The organism is Collimonas arenae (assembly GCF_000786695.1).
Lineage (GTDB): Bacteria > Pseudomonadota > Gammaproteobacteria > Burkholderiales > Burkholderiaceae_D > Collimonas > Collimonas arenae_A.
This window is the reverse complement of record NZ_CP009962.1, coordinates 3,043,427-3,061,130: the sequence shown is the minus strand read 5'-3', so window position 1 is coordinate 3,061,130 and position 17,704 is coordinate 3,043,427. Positions and strand designations below refer to the sequence as shown.

18 protein-coding genes are annotated in these 17,704 nt (G+C 56.8%); 16 read left to right on the top strand and 2 right to left on the bottom strand.

What is annotated here, in order from left to right; all coding sequences use genetic code 11:
• The first annotated feature begins 2 nt into the window (after window positions 1-2).
• From LT85_RS13490 to LT85_RS26610, 5 genes are read left to right on the top strand one after another with little or no spacing between them, the layout of a single operon-like run.
• The gene (locus LT85_RS13490; protein WP_038489552.1) at window positions 3-1,178 is read left to right on the top strand and encodes a beta-ketoacyl-[acyl-carrier-protein] synthase family protein; all 1,176 of its coding nucleotides are present in this window, start codon (window positions 3-5) and stop codon (window positions 1,176-1,178) included.
• On the top strand, window positions 1,175-1,648 hold the full coding sequence (locus LT85_RS13485; protein ID WP_156117525.1) for an ApeP family dehydratase: 474 nt from the start codon (window positions 1,175-1,177) through the stop codon (window positions 1,646-1,648). Before LT85_RS13490 ends, LT85_RS13485 begins: the two co-directional genes overlap by 4 nt.
• Window positions 1,645-2,412 carry a 3-ketoacyl-ACP reductase FabG2 gene (locus tag LT85_RS13480; RefSeq protein WP_052135161.1) on the top strand — a complete coding sequence of 256 codons (768 nt, stop codon included), beginning with the start codon at window positions 1,645-1,647 and terminating at the stop codon, window positions 2,410-2,412. The genes LT85_RS13485 and LT85_RS13480 overlap by 4 nt, the downstream gene beginning before the upstream one ends.
• A complete protein-coding gene (locus tag LT85_RS13475; protein WP_038489547.1) occupies window positions 2,409-3,653 on the top strand; it encodes a beta-ketoacyl-ACP synthase in 1,245 nt (414 codons plus the stop codon). Before LT85_RS13480 ends, LT85_RS13475 begins: the two co-directional genes overlap by 4 nt.
• Window positions 3,654-3,661: 8 nt before the next feature.
• Window positions 3,662-4,369, top strand: coding sequence for a 4'-phosphopantetheinyl transferase family protein (locus LT85_RS26610; RefSeq protein WP_156117524.1), 708 nt, complete (start codon window positions 3,662-3,664; stop codon window positions 4,367-4,369).
• On the opposite strand, the gene LT85_RS13460 is transcribed toward LT85_RS26610, so the two are convergent.
• Complete coding sequence (locus LT85_RS13460; protein WP_156117523.1) at window positions 4,366-4,890, bottom strand: polyhydroxyalkanoate granule-associated phasin; 525 nt, start codon at window positions 4,888-4,890, stop codon at window positions 4,366-4,368. The genes LT85_RS26610 and LT85_RS13460 overlap by 4 nt on opposite strands.
• Before the next feature lie 251 nt (window positions 4,891-5,141).
• Here LT85_RS13460 and surE point away from each other — a divergent pair, with 251 nt between their 5' ends.
• From surE to rlmD, 5 genes are all read left to right on the top strand, one after another.
• A complete protein-coding gene (surE, locus tag LT85_RS13455) occupies window positions 5,142-5,879 on the top strand; it encodes a 5'/3'-nucleotidase SurE (RefSeq protein WP_038489539.1) in 738 nt (245 codons plus the stop codon).
• Window positions 5,876-6,781 (top strand): protein-L-isoaspartate(D-aspartate) O-methyltransferase, encoded by a 906-nt coding sequence (locus tag LT85_RS13450; protein WP_038489536.1) that lies wholly within the window; start codon window positions 5,876-5,878, stop codon window positions 6,779-6,781. The genes surE and LT85_RS13450 overlap by 4 nt, the downstream gene beginning before the upstream one ends.
• A 97-nt stretch (window positions 6,782-6,878) precedes the next feature.
• On the top strand, window positions 6,879-7,859 hold the full coding sequence (locus tag LT85_RS13445) for a peptidoglycan DD-metalloendopeptidase family protein (protein WP_038489534.1): 981 nt from the start codon (window positions 6,879-6,881) through the stop codon (window positions 7,857-7,859).
• Window positions 7,860-8,891, top strand: a complete 1,032-nt coding sequence (rpoS, locus tag LT85_RS13440) for an RNA polymerase sigma factor RpoS (protein WP_156117522.1) — start codon at window positions 7,860-7,862, stop codon at window positions 8,889-8,891.
• Window positions 8,892-9,094: 203 nt separating this feature from the next.
• Window positions 9,095-10,444: a 23S rRNA (uracil(1939)-C(5))-methyltransferase RlmD gene (gene rlmD / locus LT85_RS13435; RefSeq protein ID WP_038489531.1), complete on the top strand. Its 1,350-nt coding sequence runs from the start codon at window positions 9,095-9,097 to the stop codon at window positions 10,442-10,444.
• 62 nt (window positions 10,445-10,506) lie between these two features.
• Here rlmD and LT85_RS13430 read toward each other — a convergent pair whose 3' ends face one another.
• Window positions 10,507-11,202 carry a Bax inhibitor-1/YccA family protein gene (locus LT85_RS13430; protein WP_038489528.1) on the bottom strand — a complete coding sequence of 232 codons (696 nt, stop codon included), beginning with the start codon at window positions 11,200-11,202 and terminating at the stop codon, window positions 10,507-10,509.
• Between the two features lie 294 nt (window positions 11,203-11,496).
• Here LT85_RS13430 and ndk point away from each other — a divergent pair, with 294 nt between their 5' ends.
• The 6 genes from ndk (at window position 11,497) to hisS (ending at window position 17,684) form a co-directional block, all read left to right on the top strand.
• Window positions 11,497-11,913 (top strand): nucleoside-diphosphate kinase, encoded by a 417-nt coding sequence (ndk, locus tag LT85_RS13425; protein ID WP_038489525.1) that lies wholly within the window; start codon window positions 11,497-11,499, stop codon window positions 11,911-11,913.
• A gap of 65 nt (window positions 11,914-11,978) precedes the next feature.
• Window positions 11,979-13,154 carry a 23S rRNA (adenine(2503)-C(2))-methyltransferase RlmN gene (gene rlmN, locus LT85_RS13420; RefSeq protein WP_038489522.1) on the top strand — a complete coding sequence of 392 codons (1,176 nt, stop codon included), beginning with the start codon at window positions 11,979-11,981 and terminating at the stop codon, window positions 13,152-13,154.
• An 8-nt stretch (window positions 13,155-13,162) separates the two neighbouring features.
• Window positions 13,163-13,993 (top strand): type IV pilus biogenesis/stability protein PilW, encoded by an 831-nt coding sequence (gene pilW, locus LT85_RS13415; RefSeq protein ID WP_038496151.1) that lies wholly within the window; start codon window positions 13,163-13,165, stop codon window positions 13,991-13,993.
• Window positions 13,986-14,960, top strand: coding sequence for a helix-turn-helix domain-containing protein (locus LT85_RS13410; RefSeq protein ID WP_052135159.1), 975 nt, complete (start codon window positions 13,986-13,988; stop codon window positions 14,958-14,960). The genes pilW and LT85_RS13410 overlap by 8 nt, the downstream gene beginning before the upstream one ends.
• 19 nt (window positions 14,961-14,979) lie before the next feature.
• A complete protein-coding gene (ispG, locus tag LT85_RS13405) occupies window positions 14,980-16,236 on the top strand; it encodes a flavodoxin-dependent (E)-4-hydroxy-3-methylbut-2-enyl-diphosphate synthase (protein WP_038489519.1) in 1,257 nt (418 codons plus the stop codon).
• Between the two features lie 50 nt (window positions 16,237-16,286).
• A complete protein-coding gene (hisS, locus tag LT85_RS13400; protein ID WP_038489516.1) occupies window positions 16,287-17,684 on the top strand; it encodes a histidine--tRNA ligase in 1,398 nt (465 codons plus the stop codon).
• The last annotated feature ends 20 nt before the right edge of the window (window positions 17,685-17,704 follow it).

Here is a 17,704-nt window from a genome sequence, read left to right as displayed (position 1 = left end):
CGATGTTTTATCTCAATCAACTCGGCATGATCTGTGCGCTCGGCGATAACCACGCCGAGATCAGCCGCCGCCTGTTTGCCGGCGACAGCGGCGTCGCCATGACGCGCCGCCATTCGGCTGGGCGGGAACTAGCGCTGGGTTGTGTGGAATCCGTGTTGCCTGATATCGACAGCCTGCCGCTCAGGCACCGCAGCCGCAATAACCAGCTGGCGCTGGCCGCGCTGGCGCAGATCCGGCCGCAAGTGGATGCCGCCATACAGCGTTTTGGCCCGCATCGAGTGGCGATCGTGCTGGGTACCAGCACTTCAGGAATTGCCCAGACCGAGGCGGCGTTTCGCTATCGGCTGGCCAATGGAGAACTGCCAGCGGATTTTCGCTATGCCCAACAGGAAATGGCGTCGCCGGCGGTGACGCTGGCTGCCGAACTGGGTGTCAGCGGCCCGTCGTATGTGCATTCCAGCGCCTGCGCTTCCAGCACCAAGGCGATGGCGAGCGCAGCGCGTTTGCTTAACATGGGTATTTGCGACGCCGTGCTGACCGGCGGCGTCGACTCCTTGTGTGGGTTCACCATTGCCGGCTTTGCCGCGCTGGAATCGGTCAGCGCCGCCCGTTGCAACCCTTTCAGCGCTAATCGGAATGGCATCAATATCGGCGAGGGCGCTGCCTTGTTTTTGATGACCAAGGCAGAAGCGACGGTCAGCTTGCGCGGCTGGGGCGAATCCTCCGACGGCTATCACATTTCTGCGCCGGACCCGTCCGGCAAGGGAGCCTTGATAGCCATGGAACAGGCGCTGGAGCGCGCCGGCCTGAAGTCAGCGCAGTGCGACTACATCAACCTGCATGGCACCGCCACGGTACAAAACGACGCCATGGAAGGCCGCGCGATTGCTGCGTTGTTTGGCGATCAGGTAGCCCTTAGCTCGACCAAGCCTTTCACTGGACACACCTTGGGCGCTGCTGGTGCAGTGGAAGCGGGCTTATGCTGGCTAGCGATGCAGGACGCTAATCCGCAAGGCTATTTGCCGCCGCATTTGTGGGACGGCGTCAGCGACCCGCTGCTGCCACAGCTCAATCTGCAAGCCGTCGGCTCCCGGCTCGGGCATCCTTTGCGCCTGGCATTGAGCAATTCTTTTGCCTTTGGCGGCGCTAACGCCAGCCTGGTGTTGGGGCGTGAATGATGAGTAAATTGATCTCTGTCGAGAATCTGGATATTCGCAGCTTCCTGCCGCATTCAGGGGTGATGGTGCTGCTGGACTGCTTGCTGGAAGTTGGCGCAGAAGAGCTGCTGGCAGAAGTGAAAATCCGCGCAGACAGCTTGTTTTGCCAGCCGCAGGGCGTGCCGGCCTGGGTCGGGGTCGAATATATGGCGCAGGCGATTGCGGCGTATGCCGGCTATACGGCGCAACAGCGCGGCGAGGCCGTCAGGATCGGCTTTCTGCTGGGCACCCGGCGTTATGAGGCCGCTTGTGCCGAGTTTGCCATCGGCAGCGTGTTGCAAGTGCACGTGCAAAAGTTACTGCAAGCGGACAATGGCGTCGGATCGTTCGAATGCCATATCCGCGACGGCGCCCAGGAATTGGCCAGCGGCACGATTACTGTATTCCAGCCGGATGACGCGGCTGTTTTTCTCGAAGGAAGTACTGCATGACGTCGGAATTGAACATAGCCGCCGCGCCGGCCGCGGGGCTGAATAAAGCCGTGCTGGTCACCGGTTCCAGCCGCGGCATCGGCAAAGCCATCGCCTTGCGCCTGGCGCGCGACGGTTACGATATCGTCTTGCATTGTCATCAGCAACGCACCGCAGCTGACGCAGTGGCGCTGGAGATAGGCGAACTGGGCGTACAGGTACGGGTATTGCAATTCGATATAGGTGAACGGCAGGCTGCCGCCGATATCCTGCTAGCCGATATCGAGCAGCACGGTTGCTATTACGGTGTGGTGTGCAATGCAGGTGTCGCGCGTGACAATGCTTTTCCGGCGATGCCGGGCGAGGATTGGGACCTTGTGCTGAAGACCAATCTGGATGGTTTCTATAATGTGCTCAACCCGCTGGTGATGCCGCTGGTGCAGCGCCGCGCTGCTGGCCGTATCGTCACCCTGGCTTCGGTGTCGGGCCTGATCGGCAACCGTGGCCAGGTCAACTACAGCGCCGCCAAAGCCGGCATCATCGGCGCCACCAAGGCGCTGGCGATTGAGCTGGCAAAGCGCAACATCACGGTGAACTGCGTGGCGCCGGGGCTGATAGAAACTGACATGATCGATGAGGTCCCTTTGGACGAGGCGCTCAAGATGATTCCGGCGCGTCGCGTCGGCAAACCGGAAGAGGTGGCGGCGACCGTGGCTTTCCTGTTGCATCCTGACGCCGCCTACATCACGCGCCAGGTCATTTCGGTGAACGGAGGCATGGCATGACGCACCACATGACAGCGCGCCGGGTGGTGGTCACCGGCATGGCCGGCATCAGTCCGATCGGCAACGACTGGAACGCTATCCGAGCCCATCTCGGCAGTTACCGCAACGCCGTCGTGCGCATGCACGAGTGGGCCGACTACGATGGCTTGAACACCCAGCTGGGCGCACCTGCCGCCGAGTTTTCGCTGTCCGAACGGTATAGCCGCAAGAGCACCCGCAGCATGGGCCGGGTGGCGCTGATGGCAACCCGGGCCAGCGAACTGGCCTTGATCGATGCCGGTCTGATCGACGATCCCTTGCTAAAAAGCGGTGTCTGCGGTGTAGCCTACGGTTCGTCCGCAGGCACTCCGGCGGCGATTGGCGATTTTGGCCGCATGATGGAAGAACGCAGCACCCGCGGCATCAATGCCACCACCTATATCAAGATGATGGCGCATACCGCACCGGTCAATATCGGCGTGTTTTTCGGTATTACCGGCCGTGTAATCACCACCTCCAGCGCCTGCACCTCCGGCAGCCAGGGCATCGGCTACGCTTACGAGGCAATCCGTAGCGGCCGCCAGCAAGTCATGGTCGCCGGCGGCGCTGAAGAGCTGTGCGCTACCGAAGCGGCGGTGTTCGATACCTTGTTCGCCACCAGCATTCGCAACGACACGCCGGCCATGACCCCCAGTCCGTTCGATAGCAGCCGCGACGGCCTGGTGATCGGCGAGGGTGCGGGGACGCTGATCCTGGAAGACTTTGAGCATGCGCGCGCCAGAGGCGCCAGGCTGTATGCCGAAATCGTCGGCTTCGGCACCAACAGCGACGGTTGCCACGTCACCCATCCGAACGCCAGCACTATGCAGATAGCGATGACGCAGGCGCTGGCGGATGCCGGGTTGCCAGCCTCGGCCATCGGTTATATCAACGCCCACGGCACCGGCACGGAGCAGGGCGACATTGCCGAATCGCACGCCACAGCTGCGGTATTCAACCGGCAAACTGCGATCAGTTCGTTGAAGAGCTACACCGGCCACACCTTGGGTGCGTGCGGTGCGCTGGAAGCCTGGGTCAGCATTGAAATGATGCGTTCCGGCTGGTTCGCGCCGACCATCAACCTGAAGCAGCTCGACCCGCTGTGCGCCGAGCTGGACTACATCGTCGATCAGGGCCGCAGTCTGGAATGCGAGTATGTGATGTCGAACAATTTTGCGTTCGGCGGGATTAATACTTCGCTGATTTTCAAGCGCCTGGATTAATTTTTCCTGTGCGCTCCGCTGTCATCTGGCTGTTTGACGCCAATACGTTGGATGAGGTTGACTGCGCTCGCTTTCTCGTTTGGCTGAGCGAGGCAGAGCTGTTGCGCTATCGGCGCTTTGTGCGGCCGCTGCGCCAGCGTGAGTTTCTGTTGGGGCGGATCCTGTTGCGCTCTGTCGTTGCCCGTCTTGCCGGCATCGCCTTCGAGGCAGTTCAGGTTATCGAATGCAAGGGCCGCGCGCCACAAGTGCGATTGCCAGATGGTTGCCCGATTCGTCCACATTTAAGCTTGTCTCATAGCCGTGGCTGGATCGCGTGCGCTGCCAGCGTGGATACACCGCTGGGTGTCGATATTGAAGCAATGGATGGTGAGCGCGATGTCGAGGCGATTGGGCGTAATGCTTTTTCGGCGGCAGAAAGCAAGTGGTTGTCTGATTGCCCTCCTTGCGACCGGGTAGCCGATTTTTACACGCTATGGAGCAGTAAAGAGGCGCTCTACAAATTGATGTCGGTCGATGGCGCCGATTCGGCAATGCCGAACCTCGTAGTTGCTGGCGTGCGGCTTAGGTCCGGACCGGGATGGCACGCCCGCAGTTGGTCCCTGCCGGGTTTTTCGCTTACCCTCTGTAGCCGCGAGCGGTTAACTTCGATTGAGCGGATTTACCTGTCAAGGGGCGACGTCATTGGCCTGGTCGGCAGGCAACTGTTTGAGTCCTAGAGTTTTTTCAGGCGCTTTGCATTGGCCGTAGCCCGCGCATGCAATGGCTGCAATCCGGTCTGGGCGATATTCGCCAGCGAAGTATTGAACTGCGACATCGCTTTAGCCGAATCGTGCATGGTGTCTTGCGCCAGCTTGTTTTGGTGATGTCCTGACTGGTGCAGACTGTTGCTGCTAGCGACCGACATCAGGTTGGCGGCGCCGTTGAGCATTTGCTGGATCGCCAGGCGAGCGGTTTCCTGATGCATGCTCATCATCCGGATCGCCATTGCGTGGGCCGACTCTGTGAGCGCTTCGATTTTTTCCCGGCTCATCAGATTGAACTCATTGCGGTCACGTTGGCTGGGCGCTGGTCCGGCCATTGCCATGCGCGCGGTGCGGTGGCCGATTACCTGGGCGGAGGCGCTCATCATTTCTCCGGCTTTAAGCATCAAGTCGGTCCATGCGTTAATAGAAGCGACGGGGTCGCTTGGGATATCCGGGCTGGTGGAGATAGGGCTGCGGACGCGGTACGATTTCATGGTGACTCCTTGGTGATCTGACGACGGCAAACACCAGTGTGCTCATCCGAGTAGTCTTGATAGCGCTAACAATACCTGTTTTTATTGAAGCATTGTAGATTTTATGTGGCGGCGCAACATAATTTTGCAATTGATATATTTCGGTGCAAGAAGGGCAACTAATTTCATGGGAAATGGGTCTCTGACAGAGAGCTGGTTAAATTTCCCAAATCTTCATAAATCAGTAACATTGCTTCAGGTAAAATCCCATTATGAAAATTCTGATCAGTAACGACGATGGCTACTTGGCGCCGGGCATTATTGCTCTGGCAAACGCATTGACGCCGATTGCTGAAATCGTCGTGGTAGCCCCGGACAGCAATCGTTCCGGCTCTTCCAACTCTCTGACGCTGGATCGTCCCTTGTCTGTCCAGCGCGCCGAAAACGGTTTCTATTTCGTTAATGGCACGCCATCCGATTGCGTGCATGTGGCTTTAACAGGCTTGTTGAATTTCCGTCCGGATCTGATCGTTTCGGGCATCAATCAAGGCCAGAACATGGGCGACGACACGCTGTATTCGGGTACCGTGGCAGCGGCTACGGAGGGCTTTCTGTTCGGGATTCCTGCCATCGCTTTTTCGCAGTTGCACAAAGGCTGGGAAGAGCTGGAGGCGGCAGCCATGGTGGCGCGCGATATCGTCGAGCGGCGCTTTGACAATCTGCCGCAGCCTTATTTGCTGAACGTGAATATACCCAACCTGCCTTATGCGCAGTTGAAGCCGGCGCTAGCGACCCGGCTGGGTAAGCGGCATGAGTCGGAATCGGTGATCAAGGCGCAAGATCCGCACGGCCGCGACATTTACTGGATCGGACCGCCGGGCGGTGCGCGCGATGCTGGCGAGGGCACCGATTTTCATGCCACCGCCAACGGCCATGTCTCAATCACGCCTTTGCAAATAGATTTAACGCATGCAACCCAGTTGGCCGCGCTGAGGAAAGACTTGTCATGACCGACAAGGCGAAGCGTTTTCCATTGCAACTGTCATCGGTAGTCGATAAAAAACCAAGCGCTGACCGCAGTAACCGCAGCGTGGCGACGCCGCAGACTGCAACCAAGAATGCTGCCTGGGAAAATTCCCGCAGCACGCCACGCTCCGGCTCCGAATCAGGCGCCGCTCCAGCTTCATCGCCGCCGAAGAAAACGCCGGCGGCAAGCCAGCAGATGGCGCGTCCGAGCCGGACAGCCAGCCACGTCGACCGTTCCAGTTCGATGGTTTCCGAGGGAGTGCGCAAGGCCATGGTGGCACGGGTTGCCAAGCAAGGTGTGTGCGATGCCAAAGTACTGGCAGCGATGGAAACCGTGCCGCGTCATATGTTCATGGAGCCGGGGTTGTCGAGCCAGGCTTATATTGACGCTTCTTTGCCAATTGGTCATCATCAGACCATTTCACAACCGTACATCGTTGCGCGCATGATAGAGATCATGCGCGATAACCAGCAAGGCGGCGTCTTGAACAAAGTGCTGGAAATCGGCACTGGCTGCGGATATCAAGCGGCAGTGTTGTCGCTGGTGGCCAAGGAGGTGTATTCGATCGAACGTATCAAGCCGTTGCATGAGCTGGCGCGTAACAACTTGCGGCCGCTGCGGATTGCCAACGTCCGTTTGCATTACGGAGATGGTATGCTTGGGCTGCCGCAGGTAGCGCCTTTCGACGGTATCATTCTGGCGGCAGCGGGACTTGAAGTGCCGCAAGCGTTACTGGATCAGATGACGATCGGCGGCCGCTTGGTGGCGCCGGTCGGTTCCCGTCATCAAGTACTGCAGCTTATCCAGCGAATCAGTAAATTTGATTGGACCAGCACCACACTGGAAGACTGTCATTTTGTGCCTTTGCGTGCCGGTACAGTTTGAAGATTGCCGGCTGGTGCGGCAGCGGGTGAAAATATTGACGAATAAATTGACGAACAATCAGCGACTGGGTCGCCACACTAATTTTAATGTAATGAGAATGAAGAAAACTCGCTTTATAGCTTTAGGGGTAATGATCGGTACGCTGGCGGCATGTACCACTCCGCGTACTCCCGCTCCGGTCGTCGAGCGCCGTTCCGGCGGTAATGTCGCCACCACCGGCACGGCCACGCCTGATACGCCGCGTGCGGCCGACGGACGTGGTTCTTACACCGTCAAGCAAGGCGATACCTTGTACCGGATCGCGCTTGAATTCGGTCAGAGTTATCGTGACATTGTGGCTTGGAACAAGCTGGATAACGCCAATGACATCAAGGTGGGCCAGGTGCTGCGAGTACAGCCGCCGGATGGCAATTCCGGATCGGCTGGCGGCGCTCAGACAGGTAGTGTGGCGACGGGTTCCGGAGTCGAAGTAAGGTCGCTGACTGCTTCGCCATCGACGCCTGCGGGTGGTGGTGGCAATGTTGCCAACAAGAGCGGGCCGCGTGGCGACAAGAGGCCTTATTCCGATGCCGCGTTGGCGGAGTTACAAAAACCGGATGCTGTTTCATCCCCGGATATGCCGAAAACTGTGGCCGTGCCCGCTGTAGTGGCGCCGGCAGTTGCGGCTGCCGGTACGGCAACCCCGCCAGCGGCATCATCATCGGGCGATGAGGATAAGGTGGACTGGATGTGGCCGGCGGAAGGCAAGCAGGTTGGCGCTTTCGACCAGGGCAAAAAGGGTATCGATATTGCTGGCAAGTCAGGGCAATCTGTGGTGGCGGCTGCTGGCGGCAAGGTCATGTATGCAGGTAGCGGTATCCGTGGCTATGGTAATTTGGTTATCATCAAACATACTAATAACTTGTTGTCCGCTTACGCGCATAATAAGACCATTCTGGTGAAGGAAGGCCAGACGGTAAGCAAGGGCCAGAAAATTGCCGAGATGGGAAATTCGGACAGCGACGTGGTCAAGTTGCACTTCGAAATTCGCCAGCAAGGCAAGCCTGTCGATCCATCGAAATTCCTACCAAATCGCTAAATGAGCAAACGGCCGGCAGATCATCAAGACGAAGAGCATGAGGTCTCATCGGAGCAACTGGCCGATGATGGGCGTGATGACGACGATGTTGATACTGTCGCCGTGGAGCAGGATATCGACGACGAGGTAGTGGTCGACGGCGTTGTCGTCGTGGTTGATGGCGTCGAGGAGCTGAAGAAGGTTTTGGCGGCAGAGCTATCGACCGACACTACTCAGCACTATCTGAACCAGATTGGCACCCGGCCGTTGTTGACCGTAGCCGAAGAGGTTCATTTCGCTACTCTGGCGAAGCAGGGCAATTTCGAAGCCCGGCAGAAAATGATCGAGCACAACCTGCGGCTGGTGGTGTCGATTGCCAAACACTATATCAATCGAGGCGTGGCCTTGCTCGATCTGATCGAGGAGGGCAATCTCGGCCTGATGCGGGCTATCGACAAGTTCGAACCCGAGCGCGGTTTCCGTTTTTCTACCTACGCCACTTGGTGGATACGCCAAAGCATCGAGCGCGCCATCATGAACCAGGCGCGCACGGTACGCTTACCGGTGCACATGGTGCGCGAGCTGAATCAGATCCTGCGCGCCAAATATCATCTGGAAGCGCAGCATCACGACGGTAAGGATGCAAGTGCTGAAGATATCGCGCATCTGGTCGACCGGCCTGTGGAAGACGTGCAAGACGTGCTAGCGTTGTCGGAACACGCGGCTTCGCTGGATGCGCCGCTAGACCAGGATCCCCTGGCTAGTTTGATGGATCTGTTGCCTAGTGCGACCGAAGAAAACCCCGATTCCCGGGCTGAACAGCAGGAAACTTCAATTCTTGTGCGAGTCTGGCTGGAAAAGCTGACCGACAAGCAGCGCAATGTCATCATGCGTCGCTTTGGCCTGGATAATGACGACCCGTCTACCCTTGAAGAGCTGGCTGCGGAAATCGGCGTCACGCGCGAACGGGTGCGGCAGATTCAGCAAGAAGCCTTGCTTAAGTTAAAGCGCTTGCTGGGCGCCAAGGGCGTTGGCAAGGATTCCTTCCTTTGACGTAAGGTATTGTGGCCTAGGGCAGTTTTTTCTGGTTCCTGCTCCAGTCAGCTGATTGTCCCGATCATCCTGATCAGGCTGGGCGCTCATCTGATCGCGCTACGCTATTCCGAGCAACATATCCTTGCATGGCGCTATAATCTCCGGCTATTTTCTTTTCATCCCAAGTTGCCCGCGCCGGGCGGCACATGACTGCGTTTCTTATGCAACAAGACACTATCGATATCAAATCCCTCGACATGGATGCGCGTGGGATCGGCCATTTGCAAAATGAAGACGGTACGCAAGGCAAGGTAATCTTTGTCGAAGGCGCTTTGCCGGGCGAGCGCGTCAGCTTCCAGTCGTATCGAAAGAAAGCCAAGTGGGAAGCCGCCACCATGACTGCCTTGCATAAGGAGTCAGTGATGCGCGTCAAGCCGCAATGCGCTGTATTCGGCATTTGCGGCGGCTGCGCCATGCAGCATCTGGAGCCGTCAGCGCAGGTCGCCATCAAGCAGCGTGTTTTGGAAGACAACCTGTGGCATATCGGTAAGGTCAAGGCGGAATCTATGTTGCGGCCGATCTACGGACCGACCTGGGGTTATCGCTATCGTGCCCGTATTTCGGTGCGCAATGTGCCTAAAAAGGGTGGCGTGCTGGTCGGCTTTCATGAGCGGAAATCCTCCTTCATCACCGACATGAAGCAATGCGAAATACTTCCGGCGAATGTTTCGGCGATGCTGGTGCCGTTGCGCCAGCTGATTGCATCCCTGACCTTGATTGAAGATATTCCGCAGATTGAACTGGCGGTAGGCGAGGGCGCGCAAGGCAAGGTTACTGTGCTGGTGTTGCGCATCATGGCGCCCTTAGCTGGCGACGATGATGCCAAACTGAAGGCTTTCGCAGATCAATACAAGGTGCATTGGTGGCTGCAGACAGGCGGCCCAGACACTGCCTTACCGTTTTATCCGGCGCAGGATGAGCTGTACTATACCTTGCCCGAATTTGGCGTGCGGATGCCGTTCAAGCCGACCGATTTCACGCAGGTGAATCACCAGATCAACCGTGTGCTGGTGGCGCGCGCCTTGCGTTTGCTGGATGTGCAACCGCAAGACCGCGTGGCCGATCTGTTTTGCGGACTGGGAAATTTTACTTTGCCGCTGGCGACGCAGGCACGCGAAGTGGTAGGTATCGAAGGCAGCCAGGCTTTGATCAACCGTGCTGGCGAGAACGCCGCTGTGAATCAATTGGCCGGCAAGACAACGTTTTATTGCCGCAATTTGTTTGAGGCGACGGCCGAAGATTTCATCGCTTTGGGCAAGTTTGACCGCATGCTGATAGATCCACCGCGCGACGGCGCAGTTGCCGTGTGCGAGGCGATCGTTGGGTTGGCGGCCATCGACAAGAGCTTCATGCCACGGCGGATTGTCTACGTGTCATGCAATCCATCAACATTGGCGCGCGATGCCGGTTTGCTGATTGCGGGGGGCTATCGTCTGAGTCAGGCTGGCGTGGTGAACATGTTTCCGCATACCGCGCACGTGGAATCGATCGCGGTGTTCGATTTGGCTTGAATTTCCTGGTCATAAATAAAAACCGGCTCGAAGCCGGTTTTTTTATATCTATCTTAATGCGCTTAATTCCGGTTGCCGCCGAAAATTCCCAGCAGGGAGAGCAGATTGACGAAAATGTTGTAGACATCAAGGTACAGGCTCAACGTAGCTGAAATGTAGTTTGTTTCGCCGCCGTTGATGATGCGTTGCACGTCATACAGGATGTAAGCCGAGAAAATCGCAATTGCGATGACCGATACTGCCAAATAAAGCGCAGGGATTTGCAGGAAAACATTAGCCAGTGATGCTAGCAACAGAACGACTACGCCCGCAAACAGCCACTTCCCCATATTCGAGAAGTCACGCTTGCTGACGGTGGCGATACTTGCCATAACGACAAAAACACTGGCGGTGCCGCCGAAAGCCATCATGATCAGCGTTGCGCCATTGGAATATCCAACCAGCGTATGGCCGATCAGGCGTGACAGCATCAAGCCCATGAAGAATGTAAAGCCGAGCAGCAGCAGTACGCCCCAGCCGGTGTTCTTGGTCTTTTCAATTGCATAAAAGAAACCGAACGCCACGGCCATGAATGCCATGAAGCCGATCAGTGGACTGTTCCTGAAGAATGTGAAATCCATCTGGACCCCAAGCCAGGCGCCGGCAATCGTTGGCAGCATGGACAGCGCCAGCAGCCAGTAGGTATTGCGTAGCACGCGATGCTGCACGCTGAGCGCAGTACTGCCTGGTGAGTAGGTGGGTTGCAGATTTGGGTTCATTGAGGACTCCTTTGGAAATTGCAAAAGTATTAAACTGTTGCGATCATAGCACTTGCTAGCGACATCTTTACATCAGACAGCAAACCGGCAAAGTGGTTCTCTATGGGTTTTGAATCGCTTTTCTGGCGGTTTATACTGGTTTTATAGGACGAACACCTTGCGTTTTGGCTGGTTTTGACGATTCTATACGGGTGTTTCGTGTTAAAATCAAAGGTTGATTGAACTATTGGCCAGTCACTCATTTAATTCTTTTATAAAACACTTTAACCCTTTCTTTTTATTGGAGTTTTTCAGATGGCAATTGAACGCACCCTGTCGATTATCAAACCAGACGCAGTTGCAAAGAACGTAATCGGCCAAATCTACACCCGTTTTGAAAACGCTGGCTTGAAGATCGTTGCTGCCCGCATGACCCAGCTGTCGCGCGCAGAAGCAGAAGGCTTCTACGCTGTTCACAGCGAGCGTCCTTTCTTCAAGGATCTGGTTGATTTCATGATCTCCGGACCAGTCATGATCCAAGCCCTGGAAGGCGAGAACGCCGTATTGAAGCACCGCGACCTGATGGGCGCAACCGATCCTAAGAAAGCGGAAAAAGGCACTATCCGTGCTGATTTCGCTGACTCGATCGATGCGAACGCAGTGCACGGTTCGGACGCAGTTGAAGCCGGTAAAGTTGAAATCGCTTACTTCTTCCCAGCCCTGACTGCTTAATTGTTGTTGCAGGGTGAGCGCGGCTTGCTGCGCCGCCCTGAGTATTATTTAAAATTGGAAATGCCATGACTGCTCTCACCAACCTGCTGGATCTGGATCCCGCACAACTGACCGCCTATTGCGGCGAGTTGGGTGAGAAGCCGTTTCGCGCCAAACAATTACTGCGCTGGATACACCAATTCGGCGCACACGATTTCGATGCAATGACCGATCTGGCGAAGTCATTGCGTGACAAGCTGGCGACCCGGGCGATTATCGCTGCTCCTGCCGTGATCAGCGATCACACCTCTACCGATGGTACCCGCAAATGGTTGCTCGATGTCGGTCAGGGCAATGCAGTGGAGACGGTGTTTATCCCTGAAGAAAACCGCGGCACCCTGTGCATTTCGACGCAGGCCGGTTGTGCGGTGAATTGCCGTTTTTGCTCCACCGGCAAGCAAGGTTTCAGCCGCAATCTGACCGTTGGTGAAATCATCGGCCAGCTGTGGATGGCTGAATTCGAGCTGCGCAAATCCAAGGGTGTAGAACCCGGCCACAAAGGCGAGCGCCAGATCACCAACGTGGTGATGATGGGCATGGGTGAGCCTTTGCTGAACTATGAGCCGACGGTGACTGCGCTGAAGCTGATGCTGGACGATAACGCGTATGGCCTGTCGCGTCGCCGCGTGACGCTGTCGACCAGCGGCGTGGCACCGATGATCGACAAGTTGTCGCAAGACTGTGCGGTAGCGATGGCGGTGTCCTTGCACGCCTCCAACGATACCTTGCGCGATGGCTTGGTGCCGCTAAACAAAAAATATCCACTGCGCGATTTGATGGCTGCCTGCAAGCGCTATCTGGAGTTCGCGCCACGCGATTTCATTACCTTTGAATATTGCATGCTGGACGATGTCAATGATACCGATGCCCATGCGCGCGAATTGATCGCGCTGGTGCAAGGTCATGCCGGCGGTCCTGTAGTGCCGTGCAAATTCAATTTGATCCCGTTCAATCCATTCCCTGAGTCTGGTCTTAAGCGCTCGAACAATCCGCGTATCAAGGCCTTTGCCCAGATTCTAATGGACGCCGGCATCGTCACCACAGTGCGCAAGACGCGCGGCGACGATATCGATGCCGCTTGCGGTCAGCTGGCTGGTGAAGTGCAAGACCGCACACGTGTGCAAGAGCGCATGCAGAAAATGACCGAATATCAGCAGAAATTCGGAAAGAATTTTGGCCGCATCATCGAGGTGTCTGAGTGACAGATAAAGTGAGCAGCAAACTAGGTAAATGGAGTGGCCGTGTCGTGTTTGCTGCGACGGCCTTGTCGTTATTGGCTGGTTTGAGCGGTTGCGCCAATACGCCGCTCAGCAGTGACCAGGAAGTCGGCTCCAGCCGTGAATTGGCGACCAGCTCCGATCAGACCGACGCGCAGCGCCGCGCCGCTATCCGTTTGCAGCTGGCAGTCGGCTATTACGAGCGGCGTCAGTTGGAGGTCGCGCTAGACGAGATCAAGCAAGCGCTGGCTGCGTATCCTGAAATGGGGGATGCCTACAGCGTTCGTGGTTTGATCTATATGGATATGGGTGAGAACCGGCTGGCCGACGAAAATTTCCAGCGGGCGCTGCGTTTGGATCCAGCCAATCCGGATTTCGCCAATAATTATGGCTGGTTTTTATGTCAGAACGGCCGCGCCAAGGAATCGATAGTCCATTTTCAGACTGCCCTGAAAAGCCGAAACTATCAGTCGCCGGCAAAAGCCCTGACCAACGCTGGCGTTTGCAGTCTCAAGATGAATGATACGGCGGCGGCGGAGCGTTATCTGCTGCAAGCTTTCCAGTTTGACTCCAGCAACCCGCTGACTAATGCCAAGCTGGCGCAACTGGCGTATGACCGTAACGATTATGAGCGCGCCCGGTTTTATATCGGACTCGTATTAAAAGTAGATGTGCAAAATGCGGAAGCATTATGGACTGCAATCAAAGTGGAGCGAAAGTTGGGTGACACAGCTGCTGAAACAAGTTTGGTGACGCAATTACGCCGTCGTTTTGCCGACTCGCCGGAATTCGCAGCTTATCAGCGCGGAGCATTCAATGAGTGAGCCGGAACAGTTGCGGTCGGAAAGTGCCAATGAAGGCCACAATCCGGATAATCTTGCTGCGCAAACCCCTGCAAGCACCAGCCCGGGTACACTGGGTGCGCAACTAGCCGACAGGCGCGAGCAGCTTGGCTGGTCGGTGTCGGAGGTGGCCAGCCACTTGAAGCTGGCACCGCGCCAGATCGAGGCAATGGAAGCGGATAATTACGCAGCCTTGCCAACCATGGTCATGACGCGCGGTTTTATCCGTTCCTATGCAAAATTGCTGGGCCTGGATGTGACAGCCTCGCTGGCTGCCATTTCGCCTGCGGTTGCGGCGCAACCGGTCAGGGCTGCGACGCAAGGACAGTTGTCGACGCCTTTTTCGGAATCCCGTTTCAGCTTGATGGGACGTACTAAATTTGCCTATAAGTGGCTGGTGGTGCTGGCAGTGCTGCTGTTGCTGCTGGCGGTGGCAATACGGTTTGACGTGGTGCCGGGCGTGCAAAATGCACTGCACTCGTTGACAGAAAAAACTGCGGCGTCGGCTACTTCGGCGGCTAGCGACGAAGGTGGCGCGACTGCTTCTGCAAGTGCCGACGCCGCCGATAAAGAGGAGAATGCCGCGTTGACGGCAACACCGACGCCGGCTCCAGCCCCCGCTACGGCGGCAAATGGCGCGGCGGTATCCGAAGTGGGCGTGAACGCCGGGGCAACGCCAGTTGCGCCAACTGCCAGTCCGACTGCGGTCAGTGGTGGTGAATTGAGTCTGAACTTCCGGCAAGATTCATGGGTCGATGTCAAGCGCGCTGATAACACCGTGCTGATTTCGCGTCTGGTGAAAGCCGGTAGCACGGAAACGATCGACATGTCACAGCCGATCAGCATCATCATCGGTAATATTGCCGGCGTTGACGCGACATTGCGCGGCGCGCCGCTGGACTTGAAGGCCGGCTCCAAGACTAATGTCGCCAGACTGAACCTGAAGTAAGCTTGAAAGAGAGACGTTCATGAATCTACCGATCGGCTCAGGCCCCAGCGCGCGACGTCTTAGCCGCGGTGCGGTAATCAGTTACGGCGAACGCAAGATCATGGTTGGCGGCGGTGCACCGGTGGTGGTGCAGTCGATGACCAATACCGATACTGCAGACGCCATCGGGACCGCAATCCAGATCAAAGACCTGGCACGTGCAGGTTCCGAGCTGGTGCGAATCACGGTGAATAATCCGGAAGCGGCCGCAGCGGTGCCGGCGATTCGCGAGCAGCTGGATAAAATGGGCATAGATGTGCCGCTGGTGGGAGATTTCCACTACAACGGCCACACCTTGCTGAACGATTACCCGGAGTGCGCTCAGGCACTGTCGAAATACCGGATCAATCCGGGCAACGTCGGCAAGGGCGCCAAGCGTGATACCCAGTATGCGCAAATGATCGAGGTCGCCTGCAAGTATGACAAACCGGTGCGGATTGGCGTCAATTGGGGCAGTCTCGACCAAGCGCTGCTGGCGCGTATCATGGATGAGAATGCCGCACGTAGCCAGCCATGGCCGGCGCAAGCTGTCATGTATGAAGCGCTGGTGACCTCTGCGATCGAAAATGCCCAACGGGCTGAAGAGCTGGGACTCGCCGCCGACCGGATTATCCTATCGTGCAAGGTGTCCGGCGTGCAGGATTTGATCGCAGTGTATCGCGAACTCGCGCAGCGTTGCGATTATCCATTGCATCTGGGGTTGACCGAAGCCGGCATGGGCAGCAAAGGCATAGTTGCCTCCACTGCGGCCTTGTCGGTGCTGCTGCAGGAAGGTATTGGCGACACCATTCGCATTTCGCTAACACCGGAACCCGGTGGCGATCGTACGCGGGAAGTGATCGTCGGCCAGGAAATTCTGCAAACCATGGGCTTGCGTAAATTCGCGCCGATGGTGATTGCCTGTCCGGGTTGTGGCCGTACCACGTCGACAGTATTCCAGGATCTTGCGGACAAGATCCAGACCTATTTGCGCGACCAGATGCCGGTCTGGAAAAAAGCTTATCCCGGCGTCGAAGGTATGAACGTCGCCGTGATGGGGTGCATCGTGAATGGCCCTGGCGAGTCGAAGCATGCCAATATCGGCATCAGTTTGCCGGGCACCGGCGAATCGCCGGCGGCGCCAGTGTTCATCGATGGCGAGAAAAAGCTGACGCTGCGCGGCGAGCGCATCGCCGAAGAGTTTCAGGCGGTGGTGCTGGATTACGTAAAAAGCCATTACGGCCAGCAAGCAGCCTGATCCGAATAAAATTAGTCCCACTATTAATCTTCATTGGTGCGTTGAAAAGAATGTCAGAAAATAAGAAAGCCGGAAAAATCGTCGGCGTAAAAGGTATGAACGATATCCTGCCGGCCGATGCGGCCCTATGGGAATTGTTTGAAAACACGGTTGAGTCGGTGCTGAAGAGCTACGGTTTTCAAAAAATCCGTACGCCTATTGTCGAGCCGACCGCCTTGTTTGCGCGTGGCCTCGGTGCGGTTACCGATATCGTCGAAAAGGAAATGTATTCGTTCACCGATTCGATGAACGGCGACAATCTGACCCTGCGCCCGGAAAGCACCGCCGGCGTAGTGCGTGCAGCGATCGAGCATAACCTGACGTACGACGGTCCGAAACGACTCTGGTATAACGGTCCGATGTTCCGTCACGAGCGGCCGCAGCGCGGACGCTACCGCCAGTTCCACCAGGTGGGCGCCGAAGCCTTAGGCTTTACCGGTCCTGATATCGATGCTGAACTGATCATGATGTGCCAGCGGCTCTGGGATGACCTCGGCTTGCAAGACGTCAAGCTGCAACTGAATTCGATTGGGGATGCGGAAGAGCGCAACCGTCACCGCACCGATCTGATTGCTTATTTCGAACAACATCAGGATTTGCTCGATGCTGACGCTCAACGCCGTCTGCATACCAATCCGCTGCGTATCCTGGACACCAAGAATCCAGCCATGCAGGGGATGGTCAATGCTGCGCCGCAGCTGCTGTCCTACCTGGGTGCGGAGTCGCTGGCGCACTTCGAAGGCGTGCAAAAGATCCTGAATCACAACAATATTCCGTTCACCATCAATCCGCGCCTGGTGCGCGGCATGGATTACTACAACCGTACCGTATTTGAGTGGGTCACAGATCAGCTCGGTTCGCAAGGGACAGTTTGTGGCGGTGGCCGTTACGACCCGCTGGTGGAAATGTTCGGCGGCAAGCCGACGCCAGCCTGCGGTTTTGCGATGGGTGTCGAGAGGCTGCTGGAATTGATGCGCGCCAATGGCGAACAGGCCGAACGTAACGAATGTGACGTTTACCTGGTGCATCAGGGCGAAGCTGCGCAATTGCAATCGTTTGTGCTTGCGGAACGTTTGCGTAATGCCGGTTTGGATGTTGTGCTACATTGCGCTTCGTCAAATGCCGGTGGCAGCTTCAAGTCGCAGATGAAGCGGGCTGACGCCAGCGGTGCGGCATACGCCATCATCATCGGCGATGATGAGGTAGCCAATCATACTGCTACCGTCAAAACCCTGCGCGCCGATAGCGATGCCGGGCATGATCATGCGACCGATGGCGAAAAAGCTGGTTCTGGCAATCAAAGTGTCGTACCTTTCGATGCGGTAAGCGATTATCTGGTTGACCAGATCGTCGGCTCCGGTGATGACCATGGACACGATCATGGCGATCATGTGCATTATCACCACTGAAGTCTGTGCCGCGCTCATCA